Origin of the sequence: Streptomyces sp. NPDC060031, assembly GCF_042736805.1 — a bacterium.
GTDB lineage: Bacteria > Actinomycetota > Actinomycetes > Streptomycetales > Streptomycetaceae > Streptomyces.
Genome location: NZ_JBHWVM010000052.1, coordinates 38,878 through 53,080, shown reverse-complemented (window position 1 = coordinate 53,080; position 14,203 = coordinate 38,878). Strand labels below are relative to the sequence as shown.

The window sequence follows — 14,203 nt, the reverse complement described above, 5'->3', positions numbered from 1 at the left end:
CGCCGGCCGCGGCGCCGGCGGCCGCGGGCACGGCCCGGTCGGCATCCGCTCCGGCCCCGGCCCCGGCCCCGGCCGCCAGGGCCGCGCCGTCCGCTCCGGTCTGCGGATCGGCGTAGCCGCCGGCCTTGCCGCCCTTGGCGTAGGCGGAGCCGGGGAGCTTGTCGCCGTAGGCCTTGGTGACCCGGGCGCGGTAGGCGGTCAGGGTCGTGCCCCGCTCGCCCACCGCCCGTACGGCGGCCTCGTCCAGCGGCAGCACCCGGCTGCCCTGGGCCACGTACCAGGCGTCGATCTGCGGCTCCCGGAACACGGTGCCGCCGGGTAGTTTGCCGGCGCCGAGCTGTGCGTAGCGGAACTCGTCGTCGCCGGTGGCGATGTTCACCACCTGCCAGCCCGCCTCGGTCTTGGCGGTCCACAGGGCGGCCTGCTGGCCGTCGGAGGAGACCGCCTTGCTCGCGAGGAACTCCAGGCGGGCGACGCTTGCCCCGGGCTTGCCCGCGACGAAGTCCGGGGAGAGGTGGTTGACCGGGATCGCCTCGCCCTCGATGCGGGGCTGCGCGGCGGCGAGGGTGACCTTGCCCTCCCGGGCGAAGAAGCGGGACAGGGTCGCCAGGGTGTCGGGGGCGGCCGCCGCCTGCGCGGCCGCGGCCCTGGTCTCGGCCGTGGCGGACTGGGGCTGCGGAACGGGCGCCGCCAAGGCTTGCGGAGCGAAGGCCTGCGGAGCGAGGGCCAGAGCGGCGGTGGCGGCGAGGAGCGCGGCGGCGGCGCGCGGCGTCCGAGGTGCGTGGGCCATGGTGCTCACGCCCCGATCCGGTAGAGCGAGTGGGTCCAGGAGAAGGTGCTGTTGTCCACGTACCAGGCGTGCGAGGCCCAGTTGTAGCGGTCGCTGGAAGGCCACGGGTCGCCCCAGTAGACCCAGCTGTTGGCGGTGTCGTAGCCGTAGATGACGTGCATGTGGCCGCCGCCGTTGGCCCACTGGATGCGGGTCTCGATGGGGCGGTCGGCATTGATCTCGGTCTGCACCGTGGGGTAGCGCAGCCAGCCGGTCACGTACGAACCGGAGTTGATGCCGGCCCAGTCCAGGGCGGTCTGGACGTTGCCGAGGGAGGCCTGGTTGTTGGGGCAGTCGTAGCCCTGCTGGCGGTTGAAGGCCGCGTTGCAGAACTGGTTCTGGCTGTAGTTGCGGCCGAACCAGGTGGCGATGGTGTTGCCACTCGCGGCCCAGCACCAGTTGGTCTTCGCTTGCGCCTGCATGGTGATGTTCAGGCGCTTGGACGAGAGAGCGCTGTCCGCACTGTCCGTTGCGGCATCGGCGGCGGTGGCGATGCCGGTGGGCAGGGCGAGGAGCAGGGTGGTGAGGAAGGCGGCCAGGGTGAGCCGCCGGTTTCTGTTGCGCATCGCGTTCCTCCCGAGGTGGGGAGTGGGGGGTGGAGGAGCGCGTCCGGACGCTGTGGAGGAGCATCGTGGTGTTGTCGCGAGCAGGTCAACACGCTTCAATACGCCGTGACATCGAGGTGTGAACGGTGGGACTGCGGTGTGAACGTCTGCCGTCCATTCACCCGGGCCCACCTGGGCCCACCTGGGTCCGGACGCCACCGCCGGGACACCCCGCCCCATCGGGCGTGAACGTTCACAAGAGGAGCCGCCATGCGCCCGACCGGGGACAGCCCGCCCGAGCTGGCGCGCCTCCTGCGTGCCGGACCCTTCCACCTCGCCCTGCGCGCCGCGCTCACCGCCCGCGGACTGCCCCTGCACCGCGTCCAGCACCGGCTCGCCGCCCGCGGCATCAAGGTCGGGGTGACGAGCCTGAGTTACTGGCAGCAAGGCGCCCGGCGACCGCGCCGCCCCGAGTCCCTGAAGGCCGTACAAGCGCTGGAGCAGATCCTGGAACTGCCCGACGGCACCCTGCTGCGGCTGCTCGCCGCGCCCGGGGCGACCGCCGCCGGACCCGAGGGGGCCCGGCCGTCGGCCCGCCCGTACCGGGCGCTGATCAGCGTGGGCGCGGCCGTCGAAGAGCTGCTCGTGGCCATGGAGCTGCCCGCCGACGGCGGCCTGCACACGGTCGGCCACCAGGAGCGGGTACGGGTCGGACCCGCCGGGCAGCTGCTGGGCCGCGAGTCACAGCACGTCGTACGGGCCCACCGCGACGGGATCGACCGGTACGTGGCCGTGCACCACGGCGACCCCGGCTGCGACCCGGCCCGAGTGCGGGTGCGGGCCGACGAGAACTGCCGGACGGGGCGCGTGCGCTGGCACCGCGAGGCCGGGGTGGTCGTCGCCGAGCTCCTCTTCGACGCCAGGCTGCGCGCCGGGGACACCTACGTCTTCGGCTACGGCTTCGAGGACGGCACCGGCGGCCGCAGCACCGAGTACGTGCGCGGCTTCGCCTACACCGGCGGGCAGTACGTGCTCCAGGTCCGCTTCGACGAGGCGGCCCTGCCGGTGCGCTGCCGGCGCTTCAGCCGGACCGGGCCGGACGCGCCGCAGGGGCAGGTGTCGGACCTGACGCCGAGCGGGCGGCACCGGGCGGTGCACCTGGTCGAGCCGTGCGTGGGGCGCGGGATCCTCGGGATCGCCTGGGACTGGGAGTGAGCCCGGCGGCAGCCCGGCGGCAGCCCGGCGGCTCCTCGGCTAGCCGGCGATGATCTTGCCGCCCTCGACCTTGACCGGGACCTCGGGCAGCGGGTCGGTGGCCGGGCCGCGCAGCACCTTGCCGGTCGTCACGTCGAAACGGCTGCCGTGGCAGGGGCAGTTGCCCTCGCCCTCGACGATCTTGTCCAGGACACAGCCCGCGTGGGTGCACTGCGCGCTGAAGGCCTTGTACTGGCCGGCTTCCTTGCAGCTGACGACGAGCTTCGACTTCCGGAACAGCTTGGCGCCGCCGACCGGGACCTCGCTCGCGGCGCCGAGCTCCACCGGCTCGGCGGGCACCGCCGGGGCGCCGGAGCCGGTGCTGGTCTCGGTGGAGCAGGCCGCGAGGGTCAGTCCGGCCCCGGCGGCCCCGGCGAGCGCGGCGGCGCCCTTGAGGACGGTACGGCGGGCTGGGGGCACCTCCCGGCGGTTGCCGGGGGAAGACTGCGACGCGGACATGGGGCTCCCTGACTTTCGGCGTTCTCGACGGCTTCCGGCGCTCTCGGCACGGTTCGGCCCACCCGACGATACCGCCGCCCGATGGGATACCTTCCCCCGCGTGATCGTCGTCGGCGGAGAAGCCCTGATGGACCTGGTGCCCGTGGCGCAGCCGCCGGGCGCGCTGCTGCCCCGGCCGGGCGGCGGACCGTACAACACCGCCCTCGCGCTCGGCAGGCTCGGGGCGCAGGTCGCCTTCTGTTCCCGGGTCTCGGCGGACGGCTTCGGCGAGAGCCTGCTGTCCGGGCTGCGGGCGGCCGGGGTCGACCTGTCGCTGGTGCAGCGCGGCCCGGAGCCGACCACCCTCGCCGTGCCCTCGCTGGCCCCGGACGGATCGGCCGCGTACCGCTTCTACGTCGAGGGCACGGCGGACCGGCTGTTCGAGCTGCCGCCCGCGCTGCCCGCCGGGGTACGGGCTCTCGCGCTCGGCACCTGTTCGCTCGTGCTGGAGCCCGGGGCGAGTGCGTACGAGGCCCTGCTGCGCCGGGAGTCCGGGCGGGGGCTGCTGACCCTGCTCGACCCCAACATCCGGCCGGCGCTGATCGGGGACCCCCCGGCGTACCGCTCGCGCTTCCTGGAGTGGCTGCCGTACGTGTCGGTGCTCAAGCTGTCGCAGGAGGACGCGGCGTGGCTGGGCGGCCGGGTGTCCGACTGGCTGGCGGCGGGGCCCTCGGCGGTGGTGCTGACCCAGGGCGCGGCGGGCCTGACGGTGTGGACGCGGGGCGGTGCGGAGTACTCCGCGGCGGCGCGCCGGGTGCCGGTGGCCGACACGATCGGCGCGGGCGACACGGTGAACGCGGCGCTGCTGCACCGGCTTTCGGGCCCCGCCGGATCAACGGGCCCGGCGGACTCGGCGGACTCGGCGGACTGGCCCGACGTACTGGCCTACGCCGCCCACGCTGCCGCGCTGACGTGCACGCGGTCGGGCGCGGAGCCGCCGTACGCGGCGGAGCTCTGACGCTTCGACCCGCGCTCCACCGGACCCCGAGCCGGCGGCCTCGCGCGCGATGGCACCCTGAGGGGCACAACAGGGGTGAGCCACCGCTCACCCACCCCTCTGGTCCGGGAGCTCAGGGATGAAGATCACGGTGTTCGGAGCCACGGGCGGCGTCGGCCGCGAGGTCGTCCGGCAGGCGCTGGCGGCGGGCCACGACGTGACGGCGGTGGTCCGCGATCCGGCCCGGCTGGGCGTGCCGGCGCACGACGGGCTGGAGGTGGCCGTGGTGCCCGACCTCACCGACGCGCAGGCCCTCGTCCCGCTCCTGGTGGGCCGCGACGCGGTGATCTCCGCCCTGGGCGCGGGCACCAACAAGCAGGCCAAGCGCAGCCCGGTCACCGGCCCCGCGGTACGGGCCATCCTCGCGGCGATGGACCGCGCGGGCGTGAGCCGCCTGGCGGCGGTCAGCGCGGCGCCCGTCGGCCCGGACGTCCCGAGCGACGGCGTGATCGCCCGGAAGGTGCTCCTGCCCATCCTGCGACGGGCCCTGCGCGACCTGTACGCGGACCTGGCGGTCATGGAGACGGCGATCGGCGCGAGCAGCGCCGAGTGGACGGTGATCCGCCCGCCGCGCCTGCTGAACAAGCCGCGCACCGGCAAGTACCGCCGGGTGATCGGCGCCAACGTCCCCGACGCCCGGACCATCTCCCGCGCGGACGTCGCGGACGCCCTCCTGACCACCCTGACGGACCCGGCAACGAAGAACCAGGCGGTAGGCATCGCGTCCTGAAATCCAGCCCTGCCGGCGTGTGAGGCGCGGGGTCCGGGGCGGAGTCCCGGCAACGGCGTCGCACACGACGAGGGGCCCGGCCGCCAGGCCGAGCCCCTCCCGCCCGAGCTGGGCGCAGCGACTACGCCTTGCGGGCCCGCGCCGTCGCCTTCTTGGCCGGAGCCGCCTTCTTCACGGCGGCGACCGCCTTCTTCGCGGCGACCGCCTTCTTCGCGGGGGCCTTCTTGGCAGGGGCCTTCTTCGCCGCGGTCCGCGCCAAAGGCGCCCCCGCGTCGGAGATGCGGTCCGCCCCCAGGATGTCCCGCAGGAACTTGCCGGTGTGGCTCGCGCCCACCGACGCCACCTGCTCGGGGGTGCCTTCCGCGACGACGAGCCCGCCGCCGTAGCCGCCCTCGGGGCCCATGTCCACGACCCAGTCCGCCGTCTTGACGACGTCGAGGTTGTGCTCGATGACGATCACCGTGTTGCCCTTGTCCACCAGGCCGGACAGCACCTTGATCAGCTTGGAGATGTCCTCGAAGTGCAGGCCCGTCGTCGGCTCGTCCAGGACGTAGACCGTCCGGCCCGTCGAGCGCTTCTGAAGCTCCGAGGCCAGCTTCACGCGCTGCGCCTCGCCGCCCGACAGAGTCGGCGCCGACTGCCCGAGCCGCACGTACCCGAGACCGACCTCGTTGAGCGTGCGCAGGTGGCGGGCGATCGTCGGCACGGCCTCGAAGAAGTCCAGCGCCTCCTCGATCGGCATGTTCAGGACTTCCGCGATGGACTTGCCCTTGTAGTGGACCTCCAGCGTCTCCCGGTTGTACCGGTCGCCGTGGCACACCTCGCACGGGACGTAGACGTCCGGCAGGAAGTTCATCTCGATCTTGATCGTGCCGTCGCCGGAGCAGTTCTCGCACCGGCCGCCCTTCACGTTGAAGGAGAAGCGGCCCGGCAGATAGCCGCGCACCTTCGCCTCCATCGTCTCCGCGAAGAGCCTGCGCACGTGGTCGAAGACACCGGTGTACGTCGCCGGGTTCGACCGCGGCGTCCGTCCGATCGGCGACTGGTCGACATGCACGACCTTGTCGACCAGGTCGTCCCCGTCCACCCGCGTGTGCCGCCCCGGCACCGAGCGGGCACCGTTCAGCTCGCGCGCCAGGTGCGTGTAGAGGATGTCGTTGACGAGAGTGGACTTGCCCGAACCCGACACACCGGTGACGGCGGTGAGCACACCCAGCGGGAAGGACACGTCGATGTCCCGCAGGTTGTTCTCCTTGGCGCCGTGGACGGTCAGCTTGCGCTCTCCGTTCACGGGACGGCGTACGTCCGGCAGCGGGATGGACCGCTTGCCCGACAGGTACTGGCCCGTCATCGACTCGGGGTTCTTCAGCAGGTCCTTCAGCGAACCGCTGTGCACCACCTTGCCGCCGTGCTCGCCCGCGCCCGGACCGATGTCCACGACCCAGTCGGCCACCTTGATGGTGTCCTCGTCGTGCTCGACCACGATCAGGGTGTTGCCCATGTCCCGCAGCCGCACCAGCGTCTCGATCAGCCGGTGGTTGTCCCGCTGGTGCAGGCCGATGGAGGGCTCGTCCAGTACGTACAGCACGCCGACGAGGCCGGAGCCGATCTGCGTGGCCAGCCGGATGCGCTGCGCCTCGCCGCCCGAGAGGGTGCCGGCGGCGCGGTTCAGCGAGAGGTAGTCCAGGCCGACGTCCACGAGGAAGCGGAGCCGCTCGTTGACCTCCTTGAGGACCCGCTCGGCGATCTTCTTGTCGCGGGCGTCGAGGCGCATCTGCCCCAGGAAGTCCGCGCACTCGCTGATCGACATCGCGGCGACCTCGGCGATGGACTTCTCCATCACCGTCACGGCGAGCACGATCGGCTTGAGCCGGGTGCCCTCACAGGTGGGGCAGGGCACCTCGCGCATGTAGCCCTCGAAGCGCTCGCGGCTGGCGTCGCTCTCGGACTCCGAGTGCCGGCGCTTGACGAACGGCACGGCGCCCTCGAAGGCCGTCGTGTACGCGCGCTCCCGCCCGTAGCGGTTGCGGTAGCGGACCTCGATCTGCGTCTTGTGCCCGTACAGCAGGGCCTTCTTCGCCCGCATCGGCAGGCCGGCCCACGGGATGTCCGTGCGGAAGCCGAGCTCCCCGGCGAGCGCGCCGACCAGCCGTTGGAAGTAGTCCTTGGTGTGGCCGAGCGACCACGGCGAGACCGCGCCCTCGTCCAGGGACTTGTCCTCGTCCGGGATGATCAGCTCCGGGTCGACCTCCATGCGCGTACCGATGCCGGTGCACTCGGGGCAGGCGCCGAAGGGCGAGTTGAAGGAGAAGGAGCGCGGCTCCAGCTCCTCGAAGGACAGGTCGTCGTACGGGCAGTAGAGGTGCTCGGAGTACATCCGCTCACGCTCGGGGTCGTCCTCGGCGAGGTCGACGAAGTCCAGGATCACCATGCCGCCCGACAGCCCGAGGGCGGTCTCGACGGAGTCGGTGAGCCGGCGCTTGGCGCCGTCCTTGACGGTGAGGCGGTCGATGACCACCTCGATGGTGTGCTTCTCCTGCTTCTTCAGGGTGGGCGGCTCGGAGAGCTGGATGGTTTCCCCGTCCACCCGGGCCCGGCTGTAGCCCTTGGTCTGGAGATCGGCGAAGAGGTCCACGAACTCGCCCTTGCGCTCGCGCACGAGCGGTGAGAGCACCTGGAAGCGGCTGCCCTCGGGGAGCGCGAGCACCTTGTCGACGATCGCCTGGGGCGACTGGCGCGAGATCGGGCGGCGGCACTCGGGGCAGTGCGGCTTGCCGATGCGCGCGAAGAGCAGGCGGAGGTAGTCGTAGACCTCGGTGATGGTGCCCACGGTGGAGCGCGGGTTGCGCGAGGTGGACTTCTGGTCGATCGAGACGGCCGGGGAGAGGCCCTCGATGAAGTCCACGTCGGGCTTGTCCATCTGCCCGAGGAACTGGCGGGCGTACGAGGAGAGCGACTCGACGTAGCGGCGCTGGCCCTCGGCGAAGATCGTGTCGAAGGCCAGGGAGGACTTGCCCGACCCGGAGAGTCCGGTGAAGACGATGAGTGAGTCGCGGGGCAGGTCGAGCGAGACGTTCTTGAGGTTGTGCTCGCGAGCGCCACGAACGATGAGACGGTCGGTCACGCCGGTCCGCACCTTTCTTGAGAGAGCGGGGGCACGGGCCCCCGTCCCAGGGTATGGGGGGCGCCTCTGCGATGGAGTTGCTGTCTGGACTACCGAGCGTATAGCACGCACATTCGATTTACGGCACTCCGCAGACCGCTTCACCCGATCGTGTGGCCCCGCACTCGGGAACCACTAGGCTCGAACCATGAATGATCATGTGCACGACCTGCGATCTGTACGTGAAGCCACGGAGCGGCTGCTGACCGCGGCCGCGAAACTGGACAACGCCGCCCTGGCCGAGCAGTCACACCTGCCGGGCTGGACCCGCGGCCACGTCCTGGCACACCTCGCCCGCAACGCCGACGCCCTCGTCAACGTCTTCGAGGGGCGTCCCATGTACGAGAGCGCCACCGCACGCGACGCCGACATCGAGCGCGACGCCGACCGGCCCCTGGAAGAACAACTGGCGGACGTCCGTGATTCCGCGGCCCGCTTCCTCGCCACCACCGAGCACGACCAGGACTGGTCCCGCACGGTCGAGCTGCGGGGCGGCGTCACCGACCTCGCCGCCAACGTGCCCTTCCGCCGCTGGGTCGAGGTCGATCTGCACCACGTCGACCTGAACATCGGCTACGAGCTCTCCGACCTCCCCGCCGAGTTCACCGCCCGCGAGATCGACTTCCTCGCCGACCGCTGGTCCGGCCGCCCCGAGGTGCCCCCGGTCACGCTGAGGGCGACCGCCGGCGACCGCACCTGGCACACCGGCGGCACCGAGGGCGCCCCCGTGACCCTCACCGGCCCCGCGGACGAGCTCCTCGGCTGGCTGGCCGGCCGCGGCCTCAAGGGTGCCCGCCTGTCCGTCGAAGGCGGCCCCCTCCCCGCCCTCCCGGCGCTCTAGGATCGAGCCATGACGTACAGCGGAGCGGTCAAGGTCGGCGGTGCTGCCGACGTGCACGAACTCGCGGACCTGATGATTTCCAAGGTCGCGGTGGGCCCCATGAACAACAACGCCTACCTGCTGCGCTGCCGGGCCACCGGCGAGCAGCTGCTGATCGACGCGGCCGCCGAGGCGGCCACGCTGCTGAACCTGATCGGCGACGACGGCATCGCGTCCGTCGTCACCACCCACCGGCACGGCGACCACTGGGGCGCCCTGCAGGAGGTCGTCGCCGCGACCGGCGCGCGGACCTACGCGGGCGCCCACGACGCCGAGGGCATCCCGGTGGCGACCGACGTGCTCGTCGCCGACGGCGACACCGTGCGCGTGGGGCGGGTCGAACTGACCGCGCGGCACCTGGTCGGGCACACCCCCGGTTCGATCGCGCTCGTCTACGACGACCCGCACGGCCACCCGCACGTGTTCACCGGCGACTGTCTCTTCCCGGGCGGCGTCGGCAACACCGGGGGCGACCCGAAGGCCTTCGCCAGCCTCATCGACGACGTCCAGAACAAGCTCTTCGGGCAGCTGCCCGACGAGGCCTGGGTCTACCCGGGCCACGGCGACGACACCACCCTCGGCGCCGAGCGGCCACACCTGGACGAGTGGCGCGAGCGCGGCTGGTAGCGGCGGCCACGGGGCCGCGGTCAACACCGCGAGCCCCGGGCACTCCTTTCGGTCGATGCTGACCGAACGCACGTCCTGAGGGCCGGGGACGGGGTAATTGCTGCACCATGCCAAAAGCCCCTTCCCCGTCCCCCTCTCCGGCCCCTTCTCCGTCCCCCTCGATGCTGCGGCTCGCCTCGGCCTCCCTCGCCGGCACCGCGATCGAGTTCTACGACTTCTTCGTGTACGGCACCGCCGCGGCCCTGGTGCTCGGCCCGCTGTTCTTCCCGTCGTTCTCGCCGCTCGCCGGCACCCTCGCCGCCTTCGGCACCTTCGGGATCGGCTTCCTCGCCCGCCCGCTGGGCTCCGCGCTGTTCGGCCACATCGGCGACCGCCACGGCCGCCGCCCCGTGCTCCTCGGCTCCCTGCTTCTCACCGGCGTCGCCACCGTGGCCGTCGGCTGCGTGCCGACGTACGGCTCCATCGGCGCGGCCGCCCCGATCCTGCTGCTCCTGCTGCGCTTCCTGCAGGGCCTCGGACTCGGAGGCGAGTGGGGCGGCGCGGTGCTGCTGACCGCCGAGCACGCTCCCGAGGGGCGGCGCGGGCTGTGGTCGAGCTTCCCCCAGATCGGCCCGGCCGTGGGGTTCCTGCTGGCCAACGGCCTGATGCTGACCCTGTCCGCCACCCTCACCGACGGGCAGTTCCGGTCCTGGGGCTGGCGGGTGCCGTTCTGGGCGGCCGGACTGCTGGCACTGGCCGGGCTGTGGCTGCGCCGCACCGTGGAGGAGACCCCGCAGTTCCGCGCCCTCACCGAGACCGGCCGCCGGGCCGAGGCCCCGCTCGCGGAGGTCGTACGGGGCCACTGGCGGCTGCTGCTGCTCACCGGCGGGGCGCTCGCGGTCGGGTACGCCGTCTTCTACGCGGTCACCACCTGGTCCCTCGCGTACGCCACCGAGCACCTCGGGGTGCACCGCACGCCGATGCTCGCCTGCATCATGGCGGCGGTCGCGCTCAAGGGCCTGGTGACCCCGCTGGTGGCCCTGCTCGGCGACCGCCACGGCCGGCGGCCCCTGTGCCTGATCGGCTGCGCGGCCTGCGCGGTGTGGATGTTCCCGTTCGTGGCGCTGCTGCGCACGGCCGATCCGCTGCTGATGACGCTGGGCTTCGTGGGTGCCCTGTTCGGCATGGTGACGATGTTCGCGGTGGTCGGCGCGTACCTGCCGGAGCTGTACGCCCCGCGCATCCGCTGCACGGGCGCGGCCGTCGGCTACAACCTGGGCGGCGTGCTGGGCGGGGCGCTGACCCCGATCGTCGCGACGGCGCTGGCGGAGGGCTCGGGTCCGCCGTGGGGTGTGGCCGCGTACCTGACGGGGATCGCCCTCGTCTCGCTGGCCTGCTTCGCGCTGCTGCCCGAGACGAATCCGGCGGTCGTACGGGCCCGGACGGGCGCGGACGCGGACGCGGGAACGGGGGCGGCCGAAGCGGCCGCCCCCGTACGGCTCCGCTAGCTCCGCACGCCGCGGATCAGCTGTCGATGCTCTCGGGGCGGGCGGTGGCCTCGGCCGCCGCCCGCTTCTTCGAGGCCATCAGGCTGGTGATCGTGGTGATCACCAGGACGCCGCAGATGACGCCCAGGGAGACGGGGATCGAGATGACCGGGACGTGCAGCCCGCTTTCGTGCAGGGCGTGCAGCACCAGCTTGACGCCGATGAACCCCAGGATGACCGACAGTCCGTAGCTGAGGTGGACCAGCTTCTTGAGCAGGCCGCCGATGAGGAAGTACAGCTGGCGCAGCCCCATCAGGGCGAAGGCGTTGGCGGTGAAGACGATGTACGGGTCCTGGGTGAGGCCGAAGATCGCGGGGATCGAGTCCAGGGCGAACAGCACGTCGGTGGTGCCGATGGCGAGCATGACGACCATCAGCGGGGTCAGGACGCGCTTGCCGTTGTTCTCGATGAAGAGCCTGGTGCCGTGGTACCTGTCGGCGACGCCGAACTTCTTCTCGACGGACTTCAGGAGGCGGTTCTCCTCGAACTCGTCCTCCTCGGCGGACCCCTCGTCCTTGCGCGCCTCCTGGATCAGCTTCCACGCGGTGTAGATCAGGAACGCGCCGAAGATGTAGAAGACCCAGGAGAAGCTGGCGATGATCGCCGCGCCGGCCGCGATGAAGATGGCGCGCAGGACCAGGGCGATCAGCACGCCCACGAGCAGTACGCGCTGCTGGAGGTGCGAGGGCACCGCGAACTTCGCCATGATCAGGACGAAGACGAAGAGGTTGTCGACGCTCAGGGACTTCTCGGTGATGAAGCCCGCGAAGAACTCCTGGGAGGCCTGGCCGTTGCCGAAGTACCACAGGCCGAGCCCGAAGAGTCCGGCGAGGGCGATCCAGACGACCGTCCAGGTGCCCGCTTCCTTGATCGATACGTCGTGCGGTTTGCGGCCGATGAAGAAATCGGCGCCGATGAGCAGGGAGAGACCAAGAATGGTCAGCGCCCACAGGGTCCAGGAAACTTCCATGGTGAACACGCCTCCGGCGGATGGCTAAGCACTTCGTCAGCGTCATCGCTGCCGGAGGTCTCTTCCACCCGGGCGGCCTGGAGGCCGTGGGCCGGCGCCCCGGGACCGATTGCAGTCCGTATTGACGGGCACGCCGTAGCAGGAAAGCAGGAATACTCCCCTCCGCACACAAAAGCGTACCGGTAACGACCCCGTAAGGTAAAGGGAATCCCAAGAACAGGTCAGAGGCTGGTCATCGCCGGGCCGCCCCGACCCGCTCCAGGACCTGTTCGAGGACCCGGCTGCCCTGCGGCGGCAGGTCGGGTTCGAAGGTCCAGGCATGGTGGACCCACGGGTCGGCGAGGTGGTTGTCCGACACCGGGGACAGCCGCATCAGCGAGCGCCACAGCGGGTCCAGCAGCGGCCCGTACGCCGAGGCCTCGTCGCGGTCGGCGACCATCAGCAGGTGCACGCCCACCGCCGGGCCCTCGTCTGCCAGGTAACGCAGCTGGGTGACGGCCCGGTCGTCGAAGCCGTGCGGGAAGTCGTGCACGATCAGCAACTGGTCAGCGGTGTCCACATCGGACGGGAGGTCCTCCGGAGCCCCGGCCCGCACCGCCATCTGTACGAGGTCCACGCGCCGGGTCAGCCGCGCCAGGGTCTCGGTGACGCCCGCGGGCCCCGCAGCGGGCGGCGCGGCCAGCACCCCGGCCCGTACCAGCGGCGCCAGCGAGGCGGCTCCGCCGCCGACCGCGTCTATGACGTGGACGGAGAACCGGTCGGCGGGGTGGACCGCGAGCAGCCGGACGGCGTGCGCGACGGCCATGTCCATGGCGGCCCGGCGCAGCCGGTCGGTGTCCATGGCCATGGCCGCCTCGGAGCCGGTGCGGCCGTTGTCGATCCACAGGCCGCGCTCCAGCGGGAGCCGGACCAGCATCGGGATGCGCAGGGCGGGCCGCTCGGGCAGGTGCAGGTCCCCGAGGCGCAGTGCGAGCGGCGCCTCCTCGGGCAGCCCGGCCGACCGGTCGTCGTGCCAGACGGGGTTGTCCCAGCGGGCGTACGAGGCCGGCAGCGCGGGCTCGATCACCTCGGACTCGGCGACGAGCTGGGCGAGGTCCCGGTCGAGCACGGCCCGGGCCCGCTCGACGAGCTCGTCACGGCGGGCCCGGGCGGTGTCACGGCCGGCGTTGGCCGGGCCGCCGAGGCGGTGGCGGGGGTCGGACAGCACCTCGTCGAGCTCGCGTTCCATCCGGGAGTCCGCGAAGTCGACGGCGCCGCGGTAGGCGGCAACCGCGCGGGCCAGGTCCTCGAACATGCCCCAGACCTGGTTGTAGAGCCGCTCCTCCATGGACCAGCCGGCGGCGTCGCCGGCGACGGGACGCGGGGCCTCGCCGGGCTGCTGCGACGGAGCCGCCTGCGGGGCGGGCTGCGGGGCCGGCTCGGGCGGCTCGGTGCTGGTGCGCCGACGGCGCGGGTGGGCGTAGCTGATGGTGGTGTCGCCCGCGGGCACCGAGGCGGGCGCGGGGCCCGGCGCGGGCACGCCCGGCGCCGGAGCGGAGTCCGGCGTGCCCGGGTACGGGGCTCCGGACACCGGCACCGGGTCGCAGGCCGCCGGGACGGGGTCCGGCGCGACCGGCGCCGCGACGCAGGCGTGCACGCGCGCGGCCAGGTCGGAGGCGACGGGGGCGGCGAGCCCGTGGTCGGCGAACAGGGCGGCGAGCCCGTCGGCGTAGCCCTGGCCGACGGCGCGGACCTTCCAGGCCCCCTGGCGGCGGTAGAGCTCCAGGGCCACCACGGCGGTCTCGGCGTCCAGCCCGGTCAGGGTGTACTCGGCCAGTTCGGTGCCGTCCGTGCCCGCGACGGCGACGTGCGAGGCCGCGACGGCACCGAACCGGTCGGGGCCGCCGGGGGGCAGCGAGAGCAGGACGGCGACCCGGTGCACCTCGGCGGCCACCGCGTCGAGGTCGACGGCGAACCGGTGGCGGGCGGCGGCCCCTTCGGGTGCCTCCACCCCCGGAAGGCCGCGCGCACCGGGGTGCGCGACGCCCTCCGGGCCGGTCACGGCGCCCCGCTCGTCCCCGAGCGAGGCCAGGGCGAGCACCGGCGCACCCGCCGAGACCGTGATCCGCACCCGGTGTTCGGACAGGGCGTGGTTCTGCCCCCGGACCAGTTCGGCCGCCATCGCCTCGTCTCCCCCCGTTCCTC

General features: G+C 72.6%; 12 protein-coding genes. 6 read left to right on the top strand and 6 right to left on the bottom strand.

The window, feature by feature from the left end; translation table 11 throughout:
• Both ACFWB8_RS22720 and ACFWB8_RS22715 read right to left on the bottom strand, forming a co-directional pair.
• Nucleotides 1-790 (bottom strand): hypothetical protein (locus tag ACFWB8_RS22720; RefSeq protein ID WP_385229927.1); only part of this gene is annotated, 790 nt, incomplete at its 3' end.
• Nucleotides 791-795: 5 nt separating this feature from the next.
• The gene (locus ACFWB8_RS22715) at nucleotides 796-1,395 is read right to left on the bottom strand and encodes a papain-like cysteine protease family protein (protein WP_385229925.1); all 600 of its coding nucleotides are present in this window, start codon (nucleotides 1,393-1,395) and stop codon (nucleotides 796-798) included.
• Between the two features lie 249 nt (nucleotides 1,396-1,644).
• Here ACFWB8_RS22715 and ACFWB8_RS22710 point away from each other — a divergent pair, with 249 nt between their 5' ends.
• Nucleotides 1,645-2,589, top strand: a complete 945-nt coding sequence (locus tag ACFWB8_RS22710; protein ID WP_385229923.1) for a hypothetical protein — start codon at nucleotides 1,645-1,647, stop codon at nucleotides 2,587-2,589.
• Nucleotides 2,590-2,628: 39 nt separating this feature from the next.
• Here ACFWB8_RS22710 and ACFWB8_RS22705 read toward each other — a convergent pair whose 3' ends face one another.
• On the bottom strand, nucleotides 2,629-3,087 hold the full coding sequence (locus tag ACFWB8_RS22705; RefSeq protein WP_385229921.1) for a Rieske (2Fe-2S) protein: 459 nt from the start codon (nucleotides 3,085-3,087) through the stop codon (nucleotides 2,629-2,631).
• A gap of 100 nt (nucleotides 3,088-3,187) precedes the next feature.
• Here ACFWB8_RS22705 and ACFWB8_RS22700 point away from each other — a divergent pair, with 100 nt between their 5' ends.
• Together ACFWB8_RS22700 and ACFWB8_RS22695 are read left to right on the top strand one after the other, a co-directional pair.
• On the top strand, nucleotides 3,188-4,084 hold the full coding sequence (locus tag ACFWB8_RS22700; protein WP_385229918.1) for a carbohydrate kinase: 897 nt from the start codon (nucleotides 3,188-3,190) through the stop codon (nucleotides 4,082-4,084).
• 118 nt (nucleotides 4,085-4,202) lie between these two features.
• Entirely contained in the window at nucleotides 4,203-4,853 is a 651-nt protein-coding gene (locus ACFWB8_RS22695; RefSeq protein ID WP_385229915.1) for an NAD(P)-dependent oxidoreductase, read from the top strand.
• A 121-nt stretch (nucleotides 4,854-4,974) separates the two neighbouring features.
• Here ACFWB8_RS22695 and uvrA read toward each other — a convergent pair whose 3' ends face one another.
• Nucleotides 4,975-7,977: an excinuclease ABC subunit UvrA gene (gene uvrA, locus ACFWB8_RS22690; RefSeq protein ID WP_385229912.1), complete on the bottom strand. Its 3,003-nt coding sequence runs from the start codon at nucleotides 7,975-7,977 to the stop codon at nucleotides 4,975-4,977.
• Nucleotides 7,978-8,164: 187 nt separating this feature from the next.
• Here uvrA and ACFWB8_RS22685 point away from each other — a divergent pair, with 187 nt between their 5' ends.
• The 3 genes from ACFWB8_RS22685 to ACFWB8_RS22675 all read left to right on the top strand — a co-directional run bounded on the left by ACFWB8_RS22685 (nucleotide 8,165) and on the right by ACFWB8_RS22675 (nucleotide 11,010).
• Nucleotides 8,165-8,857: a maleylpyruvate isomerase family mycothiol-dependent enzyme gene (locus ACFWB8_RS22685; protein ID WP_385229909.1), complete on the top strand. Its 693-nt coding sequence runs from the start codon at nucleotides 8,165-8,167 to the stop codon at nucleotides 8,855-8,857.
• Between the two features lie 9 nt (nucleotides 8,858-8,866).
• Complete coding sequence (locus ACFWB8_RS22680) at nucleotides 8,867-9,523, top strand: MBL fold metallo-hydrolase (RefSeq protein ID WP_385229906.1); 657 nt, start codon at nucleotides 8,867-8,869, stop codon at nucleotides 9,521-9,523.
• 161 nt (nucleotides 9,524-9,684) lie between these two features.
• A complete protein-coding gene (locus tag ACFWB8_RS22675; protein WP_385229902.1) occupies nucleotides 9,685-11,010 on the top strand; it encodes an MFS transporter in 1,326 nt (441 codons plus the stop codon).
• Between the two features lie 16 nt (nucleotides 11,011-11,026).
• On the opposite strand, the gene ACFWB8_RS22670 is transcribed toward ACFWB8_RS22675, so the two are convergent.
• Together ACFWB8_RS22670 and ACFWB8_RS22665 are read right to left on the bottom strand one after the other, a co-directional pair.
• A complete protein-coding gene (locus ACFWB8_RS22670) occupies nucleotides 11,027-12,019 on the bottom strand; it encodes a TerC family protein (protein ID WP_385229899.1) in 993 nt (330 codons plus the stop codon).
• Between the two features lie 232 nt (nucleotides 12,020-12,251).
• A complete protein-coding gene (locus tag ACFWB8_RS22665; protein WP_385229896.1) occupies nucleotides 12,252-14,180 on the bottom strand; it encodes a TerD family protein in 1,929 nt (642 codons plus the stop codon).
• Nucleotides 14,181-14,203: the final 23 nt, after the last annotated feature.

What these genes read in the sequence shown, in the direction of transcription:
- ACFWB8_RS22715 (WP_385229925.1), bottom strand. Translation starts at nt 1,395, where the DNA reads ATGCGCAACAGAAACCGGCGGCTCACCCTGGCCGCCTTCCTCACCACC.
- ACFWB8_RS22710 (WP_385229923.1), top strand. Translation starts at nt 1,645, where the DNA reads ATGCGCCCGACCGGGGACAGCCCGCCCGAGCTGGCGCGCCTCCTGCGT.
- ACFWB8_RS22705 (WP_385229921.1), bottom strand. Translation starts at nt 3,087, where the DNA reads ATGTCCGCGTCGCAGTCTTCCCCCGGCAACCGCCGGGAGGTGCCCCCA.
- ACFWB8_RS22695 (WP_385229915.1), top strand. Translation starts at nt 4,203, where the DNA reads ATGAAGATCACGGTGTTCGGAGCCACGGGCGGCGTCGGCCGCGAGGTC.
- ACFWB8_RS22685 (WP_385229909.1), top strand. Translation starts at nt 8,165, where the DNA reads ATGAATGATCATGTGCACGACCTGCGATCTGTACGTGAAGCCACGGAG.
- ACFWB8_RS22680 (WP_385229906.1), top strand. Translation starts at nt 8,867, where the DNA reads ATGACGTACAGCGGAGCGGTCAAGGTCGGCGGTGCTGCCGACGTGCAC.
- ACFWB8_RS22675 (WP_385229902.1), top strand. Translation starts at nt 9,685, where the DNA reads ATGCTGCGGCTCGCCTCGGCCTCCCTCGCCGGCACCGCGATCGAGTTC.
- ACFWB8_RS22670 (WP_385229899.1), bottom strand. Translation starts at nt 12,019, where the DNA reads ATGGAAGTTTCCTGGACCCTGTGGGCGCTGACCATTCTTGGTCTCTCC.
- ACFWB8_RS22665 (WP_385229896.1), bottom strand. Translation starts at nt 14,180, where the DNA reads ATGGCGGCCGAACTGGTCCGGGGGCAGAACCACGCCCTGTCCGAACAC.